A 19,164-nucleotide genomic window follows, 5' to 3' on the forward strand; every position below is an offset into this window, starting at 1 on the left:
GCTGCGGCGCATGGGCGAGTTGCTCAACTAGGACGGAACACCGGGGCGGGGTGTCACTGGGCTGACGCCCCGCCCCACCGCAAGGTGACGACTGTCGTGTTTCTCGTGCTGTCTGCCAATGCCGGACTGGACCGGACCTACCTGGTCTCGAACTTCGCCGTGGGGATGTACCACCAGCCGCGGCGCTTCCGGGTGCTCCCGGGCGGCAAGGGTGTGAATGTCGCGCGGGTCCTGCGGCAGTTCGGGGACGAGGTCATTATCACCGGATTTGCCGGAGGACACATCGGCGCCGCGGTGACGAGCATGCTCAAGGCCGACGGGGTCCGTACGGAATTCGTGCGCATCGCCGAGGACTCGCGCATCTGCCTGAACATCGTGGACGAGACGACGCGCTCACAGACGCAGCTTGACGAGGTGGGGCCGCTGGTCTCGCCCGCGGAGCTGGCCCACCTGAGGCAGCAGTGGAACCGCCTGCTGCCCCACGCGCAGATGGTCGTGATCTCGGGCAGCGCCCCGCGTGGGGTGCCGTTCGATGCCTACGTGGACATGATCTTCAGCGCCAAGGAGCGGCGGCTGCCGGTCGTGCTGGACGTGCACGAGCCGTATCTGTCCAGCGCGGTGCAGGCCGGGCCGACGGTGCTGAAGCCGAACCAGAATGAGCTGACCGCGCTGGCCGGGACGGAGTTGAGCGTGCCCGCCGGGGTCGTGCAGGCCGGCCGCGACCTGATGCGGCACGGGATCAAGATGGTGCTGACGTCGCTGGGCAAGCAAGGCGCCATCGCCGTGACGGCCGAGGCGGGGGAGTGGTGGGCCAAGCCCCCGACGACCGATGCCGTGAGCGAAGTCGGCTCCGGTGACGCGATGGTGGCCGGCCTGGTTCATGCCAGTGTGAACCGCGCAACGCTGCAGGGCCGGCTGCGCTGGGCGGTGGCGGCGGGGTCGGCCAATGCGGCCCAGTTGGGCGCCGGGCTGTGCGACAAGGGCGAGGTCGAGAAGCTGCTGGAGAGCGTAGAGGTGCAGCAGCTAACGGCCGAAGGCGAAGTCCAGCCGCCCGAGGCCCCGCCAGCGGAACCATAGTGGGCATGCCGGGACGTTAGTACCAGTGTCGGGCACACATGGAGGCGTTCGCCATGTTCGGACTGGGTACGGGCGAGATTGTTGTCATTGCACTGATCGTCTTGTTGCTGTTCGGCGGCAGGAAGATCCCGGAGATCATGCGTGGCCTGGGCCACGGGCTGCGGGAGTTCAAGAAGGCGACGACCGAGGCGAGCAGTGAGCTCCAGCGCGCTGTGGACCAAGCCGCCCCTGAGCCGGAGAAGAAGCCGGAGCCCTCGACCGATGAGAAGGCGTAGCCTGCTCGTGGTGGGCCTCCTGGGACTGACCGGGGTGGCTGCTGTGGCTGCTACCAGCATCATGTCGCTGCTCCCGCCCGGCGGGGCGGTGAGCGGCTGGGGTGTGCTGGCCGGCGCGGACCGGAAGGGCTGCACCGCGAAGGACTTCTACGGCATGTACGACGGGGCGGCGCCGGACATGATGCAGGCGGGGATTGTCGCCGCCGGAGAGCGCATCTACCAGCGAGGCAGCAAGCGACTGACCGTGGACATCTACCGCTTCAAGACGACAGGGCAAGCGCAGGCGTACTATGGCCGGCGCAAGGCGGAGATCGCCCGAAGCCGCGCCTTCGAGGCCGCCGGCGACCGCAACTCGGGTGTCGCCCGGGCCATCGGCGGCCGCACCTATGTCTCCTACCAGTGGCGCCACAAGTGCTGCTGTACCATGTCCGTGAACGGCAACAGCGCCGCTGAGAAGGCGGCCCTCGTGTCGTTCGCGGGCTATGTGAGCAAGAGGATCGCTGCCCAGCCCTAACCGACCCAGTGCTTCGATGACCTGACGCAGCGAGAGACCTGTCCCGCTGCGTTTTCATTTCTGGAGGCCCGCATGAAGCTGCTCAATTCGCTGACACAGAGGGAAGAGGAACTCGTGCCGCAACAGCCCGGCGTGGTGACGATCTACGCCTGCGGCCCGACCGTCTACGACTTCCCCCACATCGGCAACCTGCGCACGTTCCTGCTCGGCGACATTCTGTGCCGGGCGCTGCGTCTCAGCGGCTTCGAGGTCCGCGAGGTGATGAACATCACCGATGTGGACGACAAGACCATCGGGCGATCGGTGCGTGAGGGCGTGAGCTTGCAGGAGTACACGCAGCGTTACACGGACTACTTCTTTGAGGACCTCGCCGCCCTGCGCATCGAGCCGGCATGGAAGTACCCGCGCGCGACCGAGCACATCCCGCAGATGCTCGCGCTGATCCAGACGCTCATGGACCGCGGCCATGCCTACGAGAGCGAAGGCAGCGTCTACTTCCGCATTGAGAGCTTCCCGCGCTATGGTCGGCTGTCGGGCGTGACTGCTGACCAGCGACAGGCGACCGGCCTGGCGCGCCTGGACGCCGACGAATACGACCGCGAGAGCGCCCAGGACTTCGTGCTGTGGAAGGCCGCGCGTGAGGGCGAGCCGAGCTGGGACAGCCCCTGGGGCCCCGGCCGGCCCGGCTGGCACATCGAGTGCTCGGCCATGAGCATGGAGTATCTCGGCCAGACGCTGGACATCCACGTCGGCGGGGTGGACCTGCTCTTCCCGCACCACGAGAACGAGATCGCCCAGAGCGAGGCCGCCACGGGCCAGACGTTCGTGCGCCTGTGGATGCACGGCGAGCATCTGCTCGTCGAGGGCCAGAAGATGGCCAAGAGCCTCGGCAACTTCTTCACGCTCCGCGACCTGCTGGCGAAGGGCTACGACCCCATGGCGATACGCCACCAGTTCCTGGGCGCCCACTACCGCCACCAGCTCAACTTCACGTTGGAGGGGCTCGACCAGAGCACGGCGGCCCTGAAGCGGTTGTGGGACTTCACCGACCGACTGGCCGATCTGCAGCCGGCGACGGAGGCGAACGCTGAGGTCTCGGCGGCGACGGCGCGCGCCCGTGAAGGGTTCGACGCGGCGTTGCAGGACGACCTCAACGTCCCCGGCGCCATGGGCACTGTGTTCGAGGTGATGCGCGAGGTCAACACGCCGCTGCAGGAAGGCAAGCTGGGCGCAGACAACGTGCGGGAGGTCCAGGACTTCCTGGCGCACGCCGACAGCGTCCTGGGGATCATCGCCCACGAGCGGCAGACACTCGATGCGGACGTCGAGCGGCTGATCGAGGAGCGGAACCAGGCGCGGAAGGATCGCAACTTCGCCCGCGCCGACGGGATCCGCGACCAGCTGCTGGCCGAGGGGATCGTGCTGGAGGACGGCGCCCAGGGGACGCGCTGGCGACGCCAGTAGCGCGTGGGGTCTCTGGAGCCGCGTGGGCGCGCGTGTCCCCACGCGCGCAACCGTCCGCCGGGCCGCGCACACCCATTGACATTCGGCGGGGAAGGCGTATCATCTACTATACAATGTAGTGGCTGGTTGTCCCATGGAGGCGACACATGTCCACTCGCATCCCCCTCATCCTCTCCCTGGTTGCCCTCGCCGCGGGGCTTTGTACTGCAGAGCCTGTTGATCTCATCGCCGGACTGAACAGCGGGCAGCTCTGGGCGGAGTTCCGCGGGGCCGGCGACCGCGCCGTCACGGGCACCATCGGGCGCACCGGCGACGCACCGCTGGATGTCAACATCCCGGCGGGCACGCAGTTCTGGGCCCAGGCCGGCGGACGGCAGGGGCAGTCCACGATCGGAGGCCGCAGCTTCGGTCTGCGGGACGTGAAGGACGTGCAGGTTACGCTCGCAACATGCTGCACGAACCTCGGACTGCGTGAGGCGACGGCGGCTGATCTCATGATTCCCGTGGCGTGTCCGGATGTGCGGGTGGCGCGGCTGCTGAGCCTGCCCGGCATTGACCAGCAGCCACACATGGCCGTGCAGGCAGCAGTATGGGCCATCGCCAATGACGCGCGGCCGACCGCAGTGCGGCGCGCTCTCCGGGCGGAGCCGGGGGTCGGGTGTACGGCCTTCGCCGACGAGATGGTCGGTCTGGCGGCGAGCCTCATCCGCGCGTGCGGCCTGGAGCCCGGCGACTACAGGCTGTTCCGGTAGCCGCCGCAGGGAGGTCTCCGCCCCCCATCCGGGGCACCTACCGATCGGACTGACGCCAGCCCTGATCAGGAGTGAGCCTCGGATGCGACACCCCCGCAGTGCGCGATGTCTCGGGTTGATGCTGACCCTGTGTGCGATGGCATTGGGCGCATCTGGCGCCAACGCAGCAGAGGCCCTGACCGGCCTGCTGCCGACCCCGAAGGCAGTCCGAGTGGGGGAGGGGCGGCTCACCCTCGGTCCTGCGACCTACGCCTTCGCCGGGAAGGCGTCACCGCAGACTGACTACGCCGTGGAAGTCCTGGCGCAACTGTTCGGCGCCGCGCCGACCAAGGCCGCCCCGGGCTGCGTCCGTCTGCAGCTGGTCACCTCGGCGCAGGACCTCGCCGCGGCGGCGCGCAGCCTGAAGCTCCCGGTCCCTCCCGCGGACCGCTGGCAGGAGGCCTTCGTGCTGGACTCCGGCGTGTCCGGGGCTGGCGTGCGCGTGACGGGCGGGCTCTCCGGCCTGATCTACGGGGTCTACGCGCTGTGCCACTTGCGGCGGCACGAGGGCAGCGGCCTGACCGTTCCCCGCTGTGCCATCAGCGACTGGCCGACGCTCCTTGCCCGCGCGTACACCGGCGTTCCCCGCGACCCCAAGAGCCCCTCCTTCGTGCCGACCCTCGACTGGTTGGCTCGCTGGCGGATCAACGGGTGCTACTACGAGATCTACGGCGACCAGGGGCAGGACAGCGCGCCCGAGGATGTCTCGCGACTCCACGAGGAATGCGCGCGGCGCGGCATCGCGCTGTACGGGCAGATCTCCAACTGGCGCACCGAGCGCCTGCTCAAGCGCGAGCTGTGCGCCTCGAACCCCGAGGACATCGAGCACATCCGCCGGTACTCGCGGGAGCTGCTGGACCGCGGGTGCGATGGCCTCATCTTCCTGTTCGACGATATCACCCAGGCTGCCGCCGAGCATCCGCTGCACTGCGAGCAGTGCCAGGCGCGCTTCGGCAACCTGGCTGCCTGCCAGCTTGAACTCATGCGCCCGATGCTCGAAGAGGGCCGCCAGCGCGGCGTGCAGCGCCTGATCGTGTGCCCCACACCGTACTACCAGGGCTGGCCGAGCACCCAACAGGGGAAGCTCGACGGCAGGCAGTACTACGCAACCTGGGGGGCTGCGGACCTGATGAAGGGCGTGCAGGTCTACCACTGTCAGCTCCGCGCCAGCGACATCGCCGAGTTGCAGCAGGCGGGCTTGCGCAACTACATCTACTGGTGCAACGGCTTCTACCCGTACGACCAGTGCGTGCCGGAGGGGCAGAGGGTCGCCGGCCTGTGGGGCGGGCTCGGCGAGCTGCCCTTCGGCTGGTACACCGAGACTTGGGATGCCACGCAGGGCGTTGTGCCGACGCCCGACGCGTATGGGGCCTTCCGGGAGTTGCCGAAGCTCACGCAGCATGCGTGGTTGTGTGGCGGGGGGGAATGGCCGTGGGCGCTGTGGGGCTGCTACTGCTGGGACGCGGCACGCTTCGAGGACTGCGAGCCGCGCCTGGTGACCACCGTCTACGGCGCGGGGACTGCGGAACCGTATGCGACCTACAAGGGGCTCGTGCGGGGCTGGCTGGTGCGGCTGGCGCAGGCAGGGGGGGTGCCGACGGCCGGGCGTGACGCGTTCGTGGCGCAACTGGCGGGCGACGCGGCGAAGGTGAAGCTGGCGGCCGAGGGGTTCGCGCAGGCGACGACCGTCGGCCTGGACGCGGCGTTGCCCGAGGCCAGACGCCGCGACACTGCGGCCCAGATGCTGCGGTCGGCCGAGACAATGGCGAAGCTGGCCGAGACAGCGCGGTCGGGCAAGGCCGTGGCGCGGCTGGACCCCGAGAGGCAGCTTGGCGGCGGCGTGTGCGAACGCCGGATGGAGATCGGCGATTTCTGGACCCGCTTCAGGCTGCGCTACTCGCAAACGACGGACGCGGACGGCACGAAGCACCGCACCCGGTGGCACTTCGGCAGCGGTCTGGGCATGATTGGCCCCAGCTACCGCAACTGGTATGACGCCGGGTTCGTCGATGTGCTCGTGAACGGCAAGTCGCTCGATGCCCTCACACCGCAGTTCGAGCGCGTGCCGGGGGCGGCCGGGGAGGAACTGGTGGGGACGTGGCAGACGGACACCGGGACGGTGACCTTGCGCTTCGGCGTGTGGCAAGGCGGCCTGCGTATCGCCGGGCAGTGGGCTGGCGACCCGCAGGCACGGTTGGCGGTGCGTCTGTTCGCCATCCCGAGTGCGGGCAACTGGCCCGACATGGACAAGTTCGTCACGACGCCTTCGGGCACGACGCCACATGGGAAGCCGGTGACGCTGCAGCCATCGGAGCGTTGGCTCTTCCTGGCCGACAAGACGTACGACGTCCCGCACGAGCACGCCGAGGGTCCCTGCGCCGTGCTGTTCGGTGACCCGCTCCCGGCCGTCCAGTGTGACAACGGGTCGTACGTGGTGCAGATAGACGGCGAATACCCGGCCGGGACGAAGGAGTTCCGGCTGGCGGTATGGGACTTCCACGGCCTCAGGAATGCAGAGGCGCTGGCGACGCTGCAGGGCACCATGGGCAGGGGCGAGTTGCCCTGAGGGGGAAGTCGGCGTATGCGCCGCCCTCTGCGACTGCAAGTGCGGATGGCATAGGGCAGAGGCCCGGGTCTCGTGCGAGAGGCCCGGGCCTCGCCAGCTCTTCAGGGGCGCCAAGCGCTACTTCGGCGCAATGGCGAAGGCACGGACAAACTGCGCGTCAAGGCCGTTGAGGCGTTGATGCCATCCCGTCGTGGCCTTCGCATACACGTACAGGTTGGCCGAGAAGGCGGCCTTGTCGGGGCAGAGCGGGCCGAGCAGCTCGGTGCGCACGAACCTCTTCTCGAAATGGCCGCTGCCGTCACCGGTATAGACCCCGACCATCGCGGCGGCAATCTCACCGCTTGCGGTGGAGGCGGTGCGGATACCCCGGATGATGGTGAAGCTGAACCTGCCACGGTTGGCGGGCTGAGTCGCTGCGAATGAGACGCGCACCTTGGCTGCGTCGCTGTTGATCGGGACGGCTGGATCGTAGAGCAGGAACCCGCTCTCAGGGTCCGTGGTCGTGGCGCCGATGGACGGCGGGTCCACAAAGGCGACACACGCACGGTTATCCACCTGGATCGCGAAGACGAATCCGCCATCGGGGGTGGGGGTGCCCACGGCTGTGTTGATGGTGCCGTCCGGCCCGATGGAGGTCGGAATCAGGAAGCGGAAGGTGCTGGCGCCAGGCATCACCTTGTTGCCCGCGGGGCCGAAGACCTCCAGCCTGATGTCATAGCGACCGTCCGCGAGCGGACGCGTATCCAGGAACCCGCTGTAGATGTCGCCGAACCAGTCACTGGCGGGCCAGGAAGTGGTGGCGCCGGGGATGACTGGCGGCACGTGTGGCTTGAAGGCATACAGGCTCATGCCGCCGACGTCGCGCGGGCCAAGGCTGAGCACCGGGAAGCTGACTATGCTGCCCACTGTCTTCGTGTAGTGGACTCCCACCGGCTCGGTGAACTCCTCCCACACTGCGCTGCCAAGCCGCCTGTATGTCCAGCGGTAGTAGGCGATCATGGCGTTGGGCAGGGCGCTGTCGTAGCCGTGGCGGAAGCCGAGGCGGGACCCGAACGGGGCGTCGTTCATGGCCAGCCCGCTCATCGTGTCCACGTAGTCTGTGAAGCCGGTGGGCTTGATGCGGGTGACGAGAGTGTCGCCGACGGCGTATGGCATCACCCACGTGCTCACTCCGGGCGGCGGGTTCGTGTGCGGCGCACCGACTGCCCCGATGCGGATAGTGAAGTACGCGACGTTGTTGTCCTCGCGCGACTCCGCGACGTTGTCCCCAGCGTCCACCACGGCTCCGAGGCAGTACACCCCGGGCTCGGTGCGGAGGGGGATGTGCGTCGGGAGCCTGTACACGATCTGTGCCCCGGGGGCCAGGGTGTCCGTGTTGCTGATTCGCCCCCCGAGCATCAGCATGTCCTCAACGAAGTCATCCCTGGTGAGGCCCTGGTAGACGGGTTGCGTGGCCCACTCCACGGGAATGACGCTGTCTCGAGACAGGACGATGTCCACCATGTACGCCTGGCTGGGACTGCCCGCCTTGGTCCCCGGCGCCGGCGCGGTACCCTTGTTGGAGACCGTGATCGTCAGGCCAATGTCGGCGCCCTGCACGGCACGCTCTGGGCCGGTGATGCTCACTTGCAGGTCCGGGGCGCGCGGCAGAAGGAAGCCGGGCAGCTTCAACACCCGGATTGGGAGCTTGGGTATCTGCTGGCGTGGGGCCTGTAGCTGCGCGAGTGCTCCAGCCTCCGACAGCAGGACCAGCCCCACGATCATCGCCCCCGCGACTGCGTGCGAGAATGACCCGCGTATGCATGTGATGCGTGGCATCTTGCCTCACCTCTCACCTCTGGGCCATGTTGACCCATACTGAGCGCCGTGCGAGAGGGGGTGGCCGTCAAGCCATCCCGTTTTCTACAAGTTCGGGATGGGCCTGACAGTGGCCTGTGACGTTGAACAAAAACAGAGCATGTTCTGCGCTCGTTCCAGCTTGCCGTTCTGTCGCACGACGTCGCCGCCTATCCGGGCGTCACCGGACTCACGTCAGCGAGCGCAGCCTCGCTCCCGTCCAGGCTGCGGCGAGGGTGAGCACGACCGTAAGGCCCACATTGAGCAGGGCGCAGCGCACATGCCCGCCGGTCGCCATGGCGGTCGTGTCCCACGAGAAGGCGGAGAACGTCGTGAAGCCCCCGAGGAAGCCCACGACGAGCACATGACGCCAATGGGCGGGCAGCGTCGTGCCCCCGGCCAGCCAGCCGATCACGAGTGCCCCCACGACGTTGACGATGAGCGTCCCGACCGGCACCTGCGTGCCAGGCAGGCAGCGGGGCGCGAACAGCCCCACCAGGTAGCGACAGCTCGACCCGAACGCGCCGCCGAAGGCGACGAAGAGCAACTGGCGCACAGCAACTCCTCCAGATCCGGACACAAACGAAGACTCCTGCCCGGTCGGTCAGATGGGGCAGGAGTCATCAATCCACAGTCGGATGGTTTCGGACTACTCCGTGGCGAACTCCATCGCCTTGTCAGTCACATGCCGTTCGCGGACCCCGAATCCCGGTTCCCGCATCCCGGCCGTCAGAACTCGTTCCGCACCTTCACCGGCTGGCCGGTCTTGCTGCTCTCGATGGCGGCCCAGCCAGTCGCGACGGTCTTCGCGCCGTCCACGCCGTCAATCAGCGGCGTGGTGTCGTTGATGACGCAGTCCACGAAGTGCCCGATCTCGCTCGCGATGGCCTTGGCCATCGTCTCCTTGGGCAGCGTCAGCCAGCGGTTGCGGTCGACGGTGCGCAGGCACAGCTTGTACTCGGGGCTGGTGTTATCGCCCTGGACGGTGCCCTTGGAGCCCCACACCTGGCAGTCAATGTTGTAGGGCCGCTGGCAGCCGTCCGAGGCCATGATGCGGCCGACCGCGCCAGACTTGAACTTCACGTTCAGGTTCCAGTGGTCGTCGTACTGCTGCACCGGAATGTTGTAGTGGTTGGAGTAGCAGGAGACCTCCTCGACATCGCCGCCGAGCCAGCGCGCCAGGTCAATGGCGTGGCACCCGCCGCCGATGAGGAAGTGCCGCTTCTCCGGGTCGAAGCGCCAGCCGTCGAAGCCGGGGATCTGCTCGTAGTTGTGGATGTACGAAGTCTCGATGTGGAAGACCTCGCCCAGCGTCCCCTCGTCAATCCACCGCTTGCAGTCCTGGAAGAACTTGTAGAAGCGGCAGACGTGGGCGACCATGAGCTTCCTGTTGGCCTTCCGCGCGGCCGCGACCATCTGCGCGCACTCGTCCACGGTGCGGGCCATGGGCTTTTCCACCAGCACATGCTTGCCGGCCTCGAATGCCGCGAGGGTCTGTTCGAGGTGGAAATGGTCGGGGGTTGTGATCGAGACGATGTCCACGTCGGGGCAGGCGAGCACTTCCTCATAGTTGGTGGTCGCCAGCGGCACCGGGAACTCGCCCTTGACGCGGTCCACCTCCGCCTGGTTGGTGTCGCACACCGCGACGAGCCGGGCCTTGGGATGCTCATTGGCCTGCTTGAAGTGCCCGTAGCCCATGTGCAGGCCGATGACGGCGATGCCTAGTTTGTCCATGTCAGTCTGCCTTTCAGTCTGTCCGCCAAACTCGCTCCAGCCGCGTCACACCCTCGACCCGCGAGAGCTTCCTGTCGAATGAGTACAGTCGGCCTTCCGTCTCGTCAAGGGCCGCGGCACACGCACAGGCGTCGCCGAAGTGCGCGACCGTCGTGCCGAGGAGAGCCAGGGCCCTCAGGTAGTGAGCCTTGTTGGGCACCAGGAAGCCGGGGGAGCTTAGTATGTCAATCAGTCCGCCGGCGACTTCCTCCCTTGGCATCTCGTACGTCTTGGTAAGCACGAACACAACCTCGGAGAGAATCACCGGGTCACACAGAACACGTACCTTCCCGGCATCAACCGCGACGAGGATTGCCTCCGCCAACGCATACAGGCGCTCGTCGTTGCGCAGGATGTAGCGGATGATCACATTCGCGTCAATAGCGGCAACCGGTACGGGCTCACTCACTCATGACCTCCTCCGCTACGGCACGCTCCATGGTCTCACGTTCCTTCTCCCACGTCATCCCGGGCCTGGCGTACTTCTGGAACATGCCACCGAGCTCAGACAGCTTCCTGACGCGGCGCAAGAGGAGGCCCTCCTCGCGGTCCTCAACCTCCAGTACGGCCCCGGCGAGGAGACCATGCTTCCGCCGCATCTCAATCGGTAGTGTTACCTGGCCCTTTTCCGAGACCTTGACGGTAGTCATACCCACCACCTCGATGACTACATTATAGCGTGGATCATGCCGGGAGGCAACGGTCACCGAGGTGCCGGCGCATGGCGGCGGGGATGGCGCGATGTGGCCGGTTGAGGAGACGGTGATGGTGGCCATGTTTGGCCGGCCCAGTGCAGGTGAAGGGGAGCGCGAGTCGCATCACCGACGCCTCGTCCTTGCAGATCCAAGGTCGTTCTCAGATCTCAACGTCAACTCACTCTGGAAGGCAACTTGGTTGGGTAGCACAGAGGGGTAAGGAACCTGATACCAATGCTGGTACTCGCTGAAGAGCCGGTACCACGCACTGCGATACGTGGTCGCCAGTCCATCTCGTTGGTTCCCAAATGCCCGCAGCCGCCTACGCCACTGGCGCGCTGCTTGGCGCCAGCCAGCCGTTGCATCGCGCATGGCGCGCCTCTCGTCTGGCATCAACCGGGCGTACATCGTCGCGAAGACCATCCAGGATAGAGCGACGATTGGGATCGGCCCGAAGTCTGGGTCGAACATGGCCCACACGGCGAGAACGCTCAGCAGGCCAGTGAGAGCGGCCAGTGACCACGGGGGCAACTCCAGACCAAGCGACAGCGACGCCGCCGAGACTACCCAGGACATAACCGCGAGCACGACCAAGCAGGCGAGTGTGCCGATAGCGACGCGGGACGGCAACAGACGTTCTGTGATCTCTCTACGGCATGCGGCCGCCCGCTTGGCGTACATCTCTGTCGCGCGTCTGAGCTCATGGCCATGTTCTTGGCAAGCGCGGCCATCCGGAGCCGACGCCATGGCTGCACGGAGGTCGCGAAACGCTGCGTCATAGTCTCGGACTAGGGGCGAAGGATCCACTGGCGCTGATAGCGGCGCGAACACACTCCGCGCGGCGTACTCCGCGTAGCCAGCCATCGACCACATGATCTCGCTGCCGCCGTGGCCGCGCCAGGGCATCGTGGTCACCGCCTGGTGAACGACGGTTGGGCACCAGTGCGGCTGGGCCTCAATGTGGTTGGTTGGTATCCCGTGTGCGGTGGCATTCGCACACCGCGCCTCGAGCGGACCATGTTGCGGGTCGTCGCGCGTCGGAATGGCACAGTCTAGCAGGTAGTGCAAGCCCACACCGCAGTCGTAACCCGTCATGTAGGACTCGCCGCTCAGACAACGCCGACGGCCCGATCGGAACCAGTCTGTCACCATTCCTGCGTACGCAGGCGCTCCATGATGCTTCGATGGGAACGTGTAGTGGCGCGCTGCGTTGCCGGGGTCGGGAGCGATGGAGCCCTCGACCAGACCACGAGTTGCTTCTGCTGACAGGAGCAGCCGCACCGCGATTGCTTCGGCGACAGCCTGATGTGTGGTTGTCTTCACACTACGCGCCCCCCACCGGTCCCTTTCCCTGGCAGGCAGTGTACAGTACGGCGAACACCGGTAACGGCGCTGCTGGTCTCTCGGCTACCGCAGGCGGGCCGGCTGGAAGCCGGCGCTCCTACGGCCCGGCCCGCCGTTGCCCTCAAGTCCCGGCTACCTCCCCGCCGCCAACGCCCTCGCCGCGATGATGGGAAATGCCACCGGCACACGCAGCGGTAGGGCCGGGTCGCCCAGCTTCCTGCCGGTCCATGTCTCATAGCCCTGGTGCGGGTAGCACAGGCCGTTGTCCCCGCGGTAACCGCCCGTCTCGAGTGGTCCGAACGTCCCCTTGGGCCCGGGCTGCCGGTACTGCCACACTACCGTGCCGAACTGGAGCGTGAAGTCCTCCGTCGGGGCGGTCGGGGTGCTGGCCGACTGGTAGGCTGTGATGTGGTTCCTGAAGAAGGTCGCCAGGAAGTAGTCACCTGCAGGTGCGCCGGGGCCGGTCTTCCGCACCGCCAGGCACGCCCACTTGACGTACAGGCCGCTGGCGGTAGCGTGGCGCAGCGCGCTGGAGGCCGCATCCACGCGCCGGATGATGCGCATCCTGTTCGTGGGCTGGACGCTCCCGTCGAGTTCGTTCGTGGCCAACGGCACGTCGAAGGTTGTGCAATCAAGCCAGGCACGATGGTCCGCGTCGGTACTGACCCCGCTGATCCCCTCCAGGCGCAGGTACACCTGGCACGCGGTACAGCCCTGGCTGGCGGCGCCAACGAAGCCAGCCAGCACGAACACGAGCAGGAAGAGCCGAGACGTTCTCATCGAACCCGCCTCCGTGGACAGCAGCGTTGCCTACATCGCGGTTGAACGGCGGGCCGGCTGATAGCCAGCCCCTCCAACGACCCCGGCACCGGCCCGCCGTTGCTGTCAACTCCCAACTCCCAACTACTTCGCGTAGAACCGTCCGACCTTCAGGATCGCCTTCGCGATGTCCCGCATGTCCTCGGCGCTGTACGTCGGGTGCGGCGGGACGAAGAAGGTCTTCGGCTCGACGTCCGCGGCGTTGGCGCAGAAGACATCCTCGTAGTGCGTCGCCTCGGGGCGAGCGTTCGGGTCGTCGAACGGGTAGTTGAACGGGCCCATGCCGTTGCGCTGCTGGAAGACGTTCTCCTTGTAGCACTGGGGCCACAGCACCGGACCGGCCGGAATGCCCTCCGCCGCCAGCGCGTGGAAGAAGTGCTTGCCGTCCGTGTTGATCTGGTCCATGTCCAGCACGATCGGGTAGAGCCAGTAGGCGTTCTGCCGGTACTCATTGTTGATCGGCAGGGCCGCGATCCAGGGCTCGTCCTTGAGCGCCTCGTCCAGTATCGCCGCGTTGCGCTTGCGGTTGGGGAGGTTCCAGGTGTCGAAGATCCTCAGGCATTCCAGGCCGATGGCCGACTGCATCTCGGTCATCCGGTAGTTGAAGCCGATGGAGTTGTGGATGTACGGGAGCTTGGCCTCCAACTCCAGCAGGCGGAGCCGCTCGCGGACATCGTAGCCGTGGTCGCGGAAGGACCGCATGGTCCAGATGGCGTCCTCGTCATTGGTGACGACTGCGCCGCCCTCGCCGCCGGTGGTGAAGTGCTTGCTCTGGCAGAAGCTGAAGGCGCCGAAGTGGCCGATGGTGCCGGCCTTCTGGTCGCGGATCTGGCCACCGTGGGCCTGCGCGCAGTCCTCGATGACCTTCAGATTGTGCTTGGCGGCGATGGCCATGATGGCGTCCATGTCGCACATGCAGCCATACAGGTGCACGGCCACGATCGCCTTGGTCTTCGGGCTGATCTTCTCCTCAATGCTGTGGGGGTCAATCGTATGCCCGTTCTTCTCGACATCGGCGAAGACGGGGATGGCCCCAGCCTGCAGGACGCAGAAGCAGGAGGCGATGAAGCTGTAGCTGGTGGTGATGACTTCGTCGCCCGGCCCCACGCCGGCGCCGGCGAGGGCGGTGTGCAGGGCACTGGTGCCGTTGCTGGTGGAGACGCCGAACTTCGCGCCGGCCCAATCGGCGAAGGCCTGCTCGAACTTCATGCCAATCTCGCCGGTCCAGTAGTTGACCTTCCCGGTCTTCAGCGGCTCTACGGCCGCGTCAATCATCTCGGGTTGGAAGTACGGCCACGGCGGGAAGCTCTCGGTGCGAACGGGAACGCCGCCCTCGATTGCGGGCTTGTCGGACATGGTTGCTCGCCTCCTGGGGAACTCGATCCTGGGGGATAGGGGTTACGAACAGAGAACGGGAGCACAGTGTAGGAACGGTCACCGACCGCGGCTGTCTCTGGCCGTGGTGGGTGACCGCTCCTGCGTCCAATTCCCGATCCCAAATCCCCAGGATCACATTTTCTGCTATTATAGCAGTATCATTTGCGGGAGTCCAAGCTTGCCCTCACGGGTCCATCTGGTATCATGCGCCGACTATGAGCGGGCGGCGGTGCGGGCGGCGGTCAGGCAGTGCTGGCAGGCGTTGCTGCCCTCCGACTTCATCACCCCCGGCATGACCGTGCTGCTCAAGCCCAATGTCATCAATGACATGGCACCCGACCGCGCGGTGTGCACGCACCCCGAGGTCGTACGCGCCGTCGTCGAGCTGGCGCTGGAGGCCGGAGGCGAGGTGGTCGTCGCCGACCAGCCGGGCTACGCGCTGGCCGAAGAGGCGCAGGGGGCGTTCGAGCACACGGGGATGCTCCAGGCCTGCGGCGACCTACCGGTGACCTTCGAACTGCTGGCCCGCAGCGGCTATGAGGACGTCGCGCCGCCGCAGCCCTACCGGCTCAAGAGCGTACAGTACTCCTCACGGGTGCTCCGCGCCGACCGCGTTATCAACCTCGGCAAAGCCAAGACGCACAATCAGACCCTCATCACCGCCGCGATCAAGAACATGTTCGGGGCCATGGCCCCCCGGCAGCGGATCGAGGTGCACCTGGTGGGGCGCTACTGGGCCCTCGCCGAGGCCATCGTGGACTGCTACGCCGCGCGTGTGCCTGACCTGAACCTGGTGGACGCCATTGACATCATGGAGGGTATGGGGCCCACGCAGGGGCAGCCCCGCCGGATGGGTGTGGTGGCCGCCTCGACCGACGGCGTGGCGGTGGATGCCGTCATGCAGCAGGCCATGGGGTATGACCTCAAGGAAGTGGCCACGACGGTGGCCGCCCACAATGTCGGCTTGGGCGAGTTGGGCCGCGAGCAGATCGAGCTGAGCGGCGTGCCCCCCGAGCAGGTGGCCATCCGCATCAAGCGCTCGCCGGTGGTGCGGCTCGATGTCGCCGGACCCTTCCTGAAGCTGGCGAAGGGGGTTGTGACGGCGCGGCCCATCGTCAACCGCCGCGAATGCCGCGCCTGCGGGGCGTGCGCGGGCATCTGCCCCAATGGGGCGATTGCCATCGAGGACTACGCGCAGGTGGACTGTCGCCAGTGCGTGGAATGCTTCTGCTGCATGGAAGCCTGCCCGTACGACGCCATCACGATCAAGCGCTCGCCGCTGTATGCGGTGGCGCAGCGTCTGCAGCGGATACTGAGCCGCCGCGCCTGACGGTGCGGTGGGTACGCCCGACACTCCTGTCGGGCGCCAGAACGATGCGCCCGACAAGAGTGTCGGGCGTACCGGCGAGCCCCCGCCCTGCAGGCGAACGAGCAAGCCGTGTGCCAATCCGAGAACGAGGTGGAACGACATGCAGTACCGTGAGTATGGGAAGACCGGAGTGAAGGTCTCCGCGCTGGGCTACGGCGCCATGCGCTTGCCGTTCGACGACCCGGATCTGTCCGTCCGGCTGATGCAGCTCGGTCTGGATCTGGGCATCAACTACATTGACACCGCCTACGGCTACGGCGACGAGGGACGCAGCGAGAAGCTGGTGGGGGAGGCCGTGAAGGGCCGTCGGGAGCAGGTCATCCTCGCCACCAAGAACCCCAGTTGGGGCCCCGGGGGCGAGACCGCCGAGGGTTGGTGGGAGCGCCTGGAGACGAGCCTCGAGCGCATGCAGACGGACTACCTCGACTTCTACAAGGTCATCCACAGCATTAGCTGGGAGGTATACGAGCGGTACTATGAACCCATCCTCGCCAGGGAAGTGGCCAAGGCGAAGGACCAGGGCCTCATCCGTCATGTGGTCTTCTCGGTGCACGACACGCCCGAGAACATCATGAAGCTGGTCGAGACGGGGGCCTTCGAGGGGATGCTGCTGCAGTACAACCTGCTCGACCGCGCCAATGAGGACGCCATCGCCCGCGCGCACGAGCTGGGCATGGGCGTTGAGATCATGGGACCCGTCGGCGGCGGGCGACTGGGCATGCAGTCGGAGAAGCTGACGGCGCTCGTCCCCGATGCCGCCACGACCGCGGAGCTGGCCCTGCGCTTCGTGCTGGCCAACCCGAACGTCACGATCGCTTTCTCGGGGATGAACGCCGAGGAGCAGGTGCGGGAGAACTGCGCGGCAGCGAGCCGGGAGGAGCCGCTGTCCGGCGACGAGCTGGAGGCCATCGAGAAGGCCCTGATCGAGAACCGCAAGCTCGCCGAGCTGTACTGCACCGGCTGCGAGTACTGCCTGCCGTGTGAGCAGGGGGTGGCCATCCCGCGGATCTTCGCGGCGATGAACATGCACCGAGTCTGGGGGCTGACCGAGCACGCCAAGCGGATGTATGCCCATGTGCTCAACGAGGAGAAGGGCACGAAGCAGGCGGACGCGTGCATCGAGTGCGGGCAGTGTGAAGAGAAGTGCCCGCAGAAGATCAAGATCATGGAGCAACTACGCGAGTCGCACGAGGCGCTGAAGGTATAGGTCGGCGCCCTCTCGTGGTACGCCCGACACTCCTGCCGGGCGATGGATACGGTACGCCCGGCAGGAGTGTCGGGCCATGGGCGACGGCGCCCGACAAGAGTGTCGGGCGTACCAGTCTCACCACCGGTACACGTGCACCGCCAGGGGCGCGAACGCGTCCGTGAGTTGCCCGGCCTCTGCCTTCACCTTTCGCCCCTCGAACAGCACCTCGGCCCCGCCCTTGAGCCCCGGCAGCCTCAACTGTGCGGTGATCGGTTGCTCCGCGGAGTTCGCCGCCAGGAGCACCCACTGGCCGCCGTGCGTCATCAGCCGCAGGTTCAGGCTCGGGTAGTCCAGGTCGCCCTTCTCCGGGCCCTTGACGACCTTCGCCTGCGGGCGTTCCTGCGGGGCGCGGGCGGTGTAGAAGTCGCTCAGGGACGACAACTCCGTAGCGATGCCCTTCAGGTACGCCCAGATCTTTGGGTCCCAGGGCGCGCCGTGCTTGTCGTCGCGGTAGGCGTACGTGTACCAGGTCATGCCCTGCGCGCCGTGAATGAGCGCGAGGTAGACCATACAGCGCTCCTCCTCGTTCGTCGGGAAGCGCTGCCAGCCCCAACCCTCGAAGTCCTGAATGATGGCCCACACGGGCGTCACTCGCCCCGCCGCCTTCCAGCCTGCCCGCACGTTCTCCATGCTGCGGATCACATCGGCCACGTGGTTGTCGGTCTTCTGCCGGATAGGGTAGATCTCGGGCAGGAAGCCCGTGGTGGAGTTGATGTACTTGACGTACCGCTGATCGTTGACACCGCCGATGCCGTCAGCCTGCACCGTGATGTGGTAGGGGTCGGCTTCCATGATGGCCTGGTGGACGCCGCGCAGTTCCTCGGGGCCGATATGGCCGGAGGTATCATCCGCCAGATACCAGGCCAGCAGGGCGTCCTCGTTGCACTCACGCGCCACGGTCATGACCGCGCCGGTGGCGTCGGGATTGTTGTTGCCAGTCTCGGGCGCCACCCACAACTTCATGCCGTTGCGCGCGGCCGCGGCGTAGAACTCGGCGAAGTCCGCCCCACGGGCGCTGGCATAGGTGTGGGCGAGGTTGAAGCCCGCGCTGCGCAGCTCCTTGAAGGCGTCGTCATAGCTGTTGTTGTTCGCCGGGCGCTTCGATACCGAGTAGATGCCGATGGGGAAGAAAGGCTTGCCGTCCACCAGCGTCACGCCGTCGTCGCGCACGGTCACCCGGCTCTGCGCGGGCAGGTCCTTGATGAGCAGGAACCAGGTCTGGTCGAGCCTGTTGCCAGCATAGTCCTCGGCCACGACGCGCACCTGGTGCATATTCGGGCCGGGGTTGGTCGCCGGGCGCGGGCCGTCCAGCGTCGGGTCAGCGAACTCGACGAACTGCCGGTCGGCGAGGTTAGGGGTGTCCCAGCCGAGCGCGATGATGGCCGAGGCCGCCGCCGCGGGGGCCTTGACGGTCAGCCGCACCTCGCGCCAGTCGGCGCTTTGGGGGCCATACGTGATGGGCGTGGGATCGCCGAGGGGCTTCCCGTCGGCGTCCAGCCAGCGGATGCCGCCGTTGTAGCCGCTGACCTGCGTCAGCGGCAGGCTGCTGCGATACCAGAAGGCGAGGGCGTAGTCACTGCCCGGGACGACGCCGATCTGGGGCGACGTGAGGGCGAAGGCCGTATCGGTCGGGCCCGCGGGGCGGGTCACACGGAAGGCCTGGGCCGCCCCGCCCGGCCGCCCCTCAACGCGGGTGATGAGCAGTGCGTTGGTGTGGTTGCCGGTGCGCCAGCCGGTGAAGCCCGGCCCCAGCGAGGGTGGTGCAAGCGGCTGTGGCGGCCGGTAGCTGTAGCTGCCATCGGCCTGCGGGGCGAACGTCACAGGGGCGCCGTCGAGCCAGGCGCGCAGGCTCTCGGGGGCCACGCCGACCCCGGCGTCATCCAGGCGGAAGCGCAGGGCGGCGGGGGACGTCGCGACGCGCGTGGGGCCGTAGTCGGCCAACTGCGGCGCTGCCACGTCCACGCCCTGGAACTGGTCCTGCCGCACGATCTGCTTGCCGGCGGTGAGGGTGACAC

General features: G+C 67.0%; 16 protein-coding genes. 8 read left to right on the top strand and 8 right to left on the bottom strand.

Features of this window, described 5'->3' with window-relative positions:
- The 6 genes from LLH23_10560 to LLH23_10585 all read left to right on the top strand — a co-directional run.
- Window positions 1-1,077, top strand: a 1,077-nt coding sequence (locus LLH23_10560; protein ID MCE5238920.1) for a 1-phosphofructokinase family hexose kinase, incomplete at its 5' end; no start/stop codon positions are given.
- 53 nt (window positions 1,078-1,130) lie between these two features.
- Complete coding sequence (locus LLH23_10565; protein MCE5238921.1) at window positions 1,131-1,352, top strand: twin-arginine translocase TatA/TatE family subunit; 222 nt, start codon at window positions 1,131-1,133, stop codon at window positions 1,350-1,352.
- Window positions 1,339-1,866 (top strand): hypothetical protein, encoded by a 528-nt coding sequence (locus LLH23_10570; protein ID MCE5238922.1) that lies wholly within the window; start codon window positions 1,339-1,341, stop codon window positions 1,864-1,866. The genes LLH23_10565 and LLH23_10570 overlap by 14 nt, the downstream gene beginning before the upstream one ends.
- A gap of 72 nt (window positions 1,867-1,938) precedes the next feature.
- A complete protein-coding gene (cysS, locus tag LLH23_10575) occupies window positions 1,939-3,330 on the top strand; it encodes a cysteine--tRNA ligase (GenBank protein MCE5238923.1) in 1,392 nt (463 codons plus the stop codon).
- A 146-nt stretch (window positions 3,331-3,476) separates the two neighbouring features.
- Window positions 3,477-4,082, top strand: a complete 606-nt coding sequence (locus LLH23_10580; protein ID MCE5238924.1) for a hypothetical protein — start codon at window positions 3,477-3,479, stop codon at window positions 4,080-4,082.
- Window positions 4,083-4,200: 118 nt separating this feature from the next.
- Window positions 4,201-6,687 (top strand): beta-N-acetylglucosaminidase domain-containing protein, encoded by a 2,487-nt coding sequence (locus LLH23_10585; GenBank protein ID MCE5238925.1) that lies wholly within the window; start codon window positions 4,201-4,203, stop codon window positions 6,685-6,687.
- Window positions 6,688-6,804: 117 nt separating this feature from the next.
- Here LLH23_10585 and LLH23_10590 read toward each other — a convergent pair whose 3' ends face one another.
- From LLH23_10590 to LLH23_10620, 7 genes are all read right to left on the bottom strand, one after another.
- Window positions 6,805-8,505, bottom strand: a complete 1,701-nt coding sequence (locus LLH23_10590; GenBank protein ID MCE5238926.1) for a hypothetical protein — start codon at window positions 8,503-8,505, stop codon at window positions 6,805-6,807.
- Between the two features lie 208 nt (window positions 8,506-8,713).
- The gene (crcB, locus tag LLH23_10595) at window positions 8,714-9,079 is read right to left on the bottom strand and encodes a fluoride efflux transporter CrcB (GenBank protein MCE5238927.1); all 366 of its coding nucleotides are present in this window, start codon (window positions 9,077-9,079) and stop codon (window positions 8,714-8,716) included.
- A 173-nt stretch (window positions 9,080-9,252) separates the two neighbouring features.
- On the bottom strand, window positions 9,253-10,257 hold the full coding sequence (locus LLH23_10600; GenBank protein MCE5238928.1) for a Gfo/Idh/MocA family oxidoreductase: 1,005 nt from the start codon (window positions 10,255-10,257) through the stop codon (window positions 9,253-9,255).
- A 13-nt stretch (window positions 10,258-10,270) separates the two neighbouring features.
- Entirely contained in the window at window positions 10,271-10,705 is a 435-nt protein-coding gene (locus LLH23_10605) for a PIN domain-containing protein (protein MCE5238929.1), read from the bottom strand.
- Window positions 10,698-11,072: an AbrB/MazE/SpoVT family DNA-binding domain-containing protein gene (locus LLH23_10610; GenBank protein ID MCE5238930.1), complete on the bottom strand. Its 375-nt coding sequence runs from the start codon at window positions 11,070-11,072 to the stop codon at window positions 10,698-10,700. The genes LLH23_10605 and LLH23_10610 overlap by 8 nt, the downstream gene beginning before the upstream one ends.
- A 1,395-nt stretch (window positions 11,073-12,467) precedes the next feature.
- Window positions 12,468-13,115, bottom strand: a complete 648-nt coding sequence (locus tag LLH23_10615; protein ID MCE5238931.1) for a type VI secretion system tube protein Hcp — start codon at window positions 13,113-13,115, stop codon at window positions 12,468-12,470.
- A 123-nt stretch (window positions 13,116-13,238) separates the two neighbouring features.
- A complete protein-coding gene (locus LLH23_10620) occupies window positions 13,239-14,510 on the bottom strand; it encodes a DegT/DnrJ/EryC1/StrS family aminotransferase (GenBank protein ID MCE5238932.1) in 1,272 nt (423 codons plus the stop codon).
- Between the two features lie 199 nt (window positions 14,511-14,709).
- Here LLH23_10620 and LLH23_10625 point away from each other — a divergent pair, with 199 nt between their 5' ends.
- Window positions 14,710-15,861: a DUF362 domain-containing protein gene (locus tag LLH23_10625; protein MCE5238933.1), complete on the top strand. Its 1,152-nt coding sequence runs from the start codon at window positions 14,710-14,712 to the stop codon at window positions 15,859-15,861.
- A gap of 139 nt (window positions 15,862-16,000) precedes the next feature.
- On the top strand, window positions 16,001-17,107 hold the full coding sequence (locus LLH23_10630) for an aldo/keto reductase (protein ID MCE5238934.1): 1,107 nt from the start codon (window positions 16,001-16,003) through the stop codon (window positions 17,105-17,107).
- Between the two features lie 117 nt (window positions 17,108-17,224).
- Here the strand turns inward: LLH23_10630 and LLH23_10635 are convergent.
- The coding region (locus LLH23_10635; protein ID MCE5238935.1) for a hypothetical protein at window positions 17,225-19,164 on the bottom strand (1,940 nt) is incomplete at its 5' end.

It is taken from the genome of bacterium, from assembly GCA_021372615.1.
Classification (GTDB): Bacteria; Armatimonadota; Zipacnadia; order Zipacnadales; family UBA11051; genus JAJFUB01.

What these genes read in the sequence shown, in the direction of transcription:
- LLH23_10565 (MCE5238921.1), top strand. Translation starts at nt 1,131, where the DNA reads ATGTTCGGACTGGGTACGGGCGAGATTGTTGTCATTGCACTGATCGTC.
- LLH23_10570 (MCE5238922.1), top strand. Translation starts at nt 1,339, where the DNA reads ATGAGAAGGCGTAGCCTGCTCGTGGTGGGCCTCCTGGGACTGACCGGG.
- cysS (MCE5238923.1), top strand. Translation starts at nt 1,939, where the DNA reads ATGAAGCTGCTCAATTCGCTGACACAGAGGGAAGAGGAACTCGTGCCG.
- LLH23_10580 (MCE5238924.1), top strand. Translation starts at nt 3,477, where the DNA reads ATGTCCACTCGCATCCCCCTCATCCTCTCCCTGGTTGCCCTCGCCGCG.
- LLH23_10585 (MCE5238925.1), top strand. Translation starts at nt 4,201, where the DNA reads ATGCTGACCCTGTGTGCGATGGCATTGGGCGCATCTGGCGCCAACGCA.
- LLH23_10590 (MCE5238926.1), bottom strand. Translation starts at nt 8,505, where the DNA reads ATGCCACGCATCACATGCATACGCGGGTCATTCTCGCACGCAGTCGCG.
- LLH23_10600 (MCE5238928.1), bottom strand. Translation starts at nt 10,257, where the DNA reads ATGGACAAACTAGGCATCGCCGTCATCGGCCTGCACATGGGCTACGGG.
- LLH23_10610 (MCE5238930.1), bottom strand. Translation starts at nt 11,072, where the DNA reads ATGGCCACCATCACCGTCTCCTCAACCGGCCACATCGCGCCATCCCCG.
- LLH23_10615 (MCE5238931.1), bottom strand. Translation starts at nt 13,115, where the DNA reads ATGAGAACGTCTCGGCTCTTCCTGCTCGTGTTCGTGCTGGCTGGCTTC.
- LLH23_10620 (MCE5238932.1), bottom strand. Translation starts at nt 14,510, where the DNA reads ATGTCCGACAAGCCCGCAATCGAGGGCGGCGTTCCCGTTCGCACCGAG.
- LLH23_10630 (MCE5238934.1), top strand. Translation starts at nt 16,001, where the DNA reads ATGCAGTACCGTGAGTATGGGAAGACCGGAGTGAAGGTCTCCGCGCTG.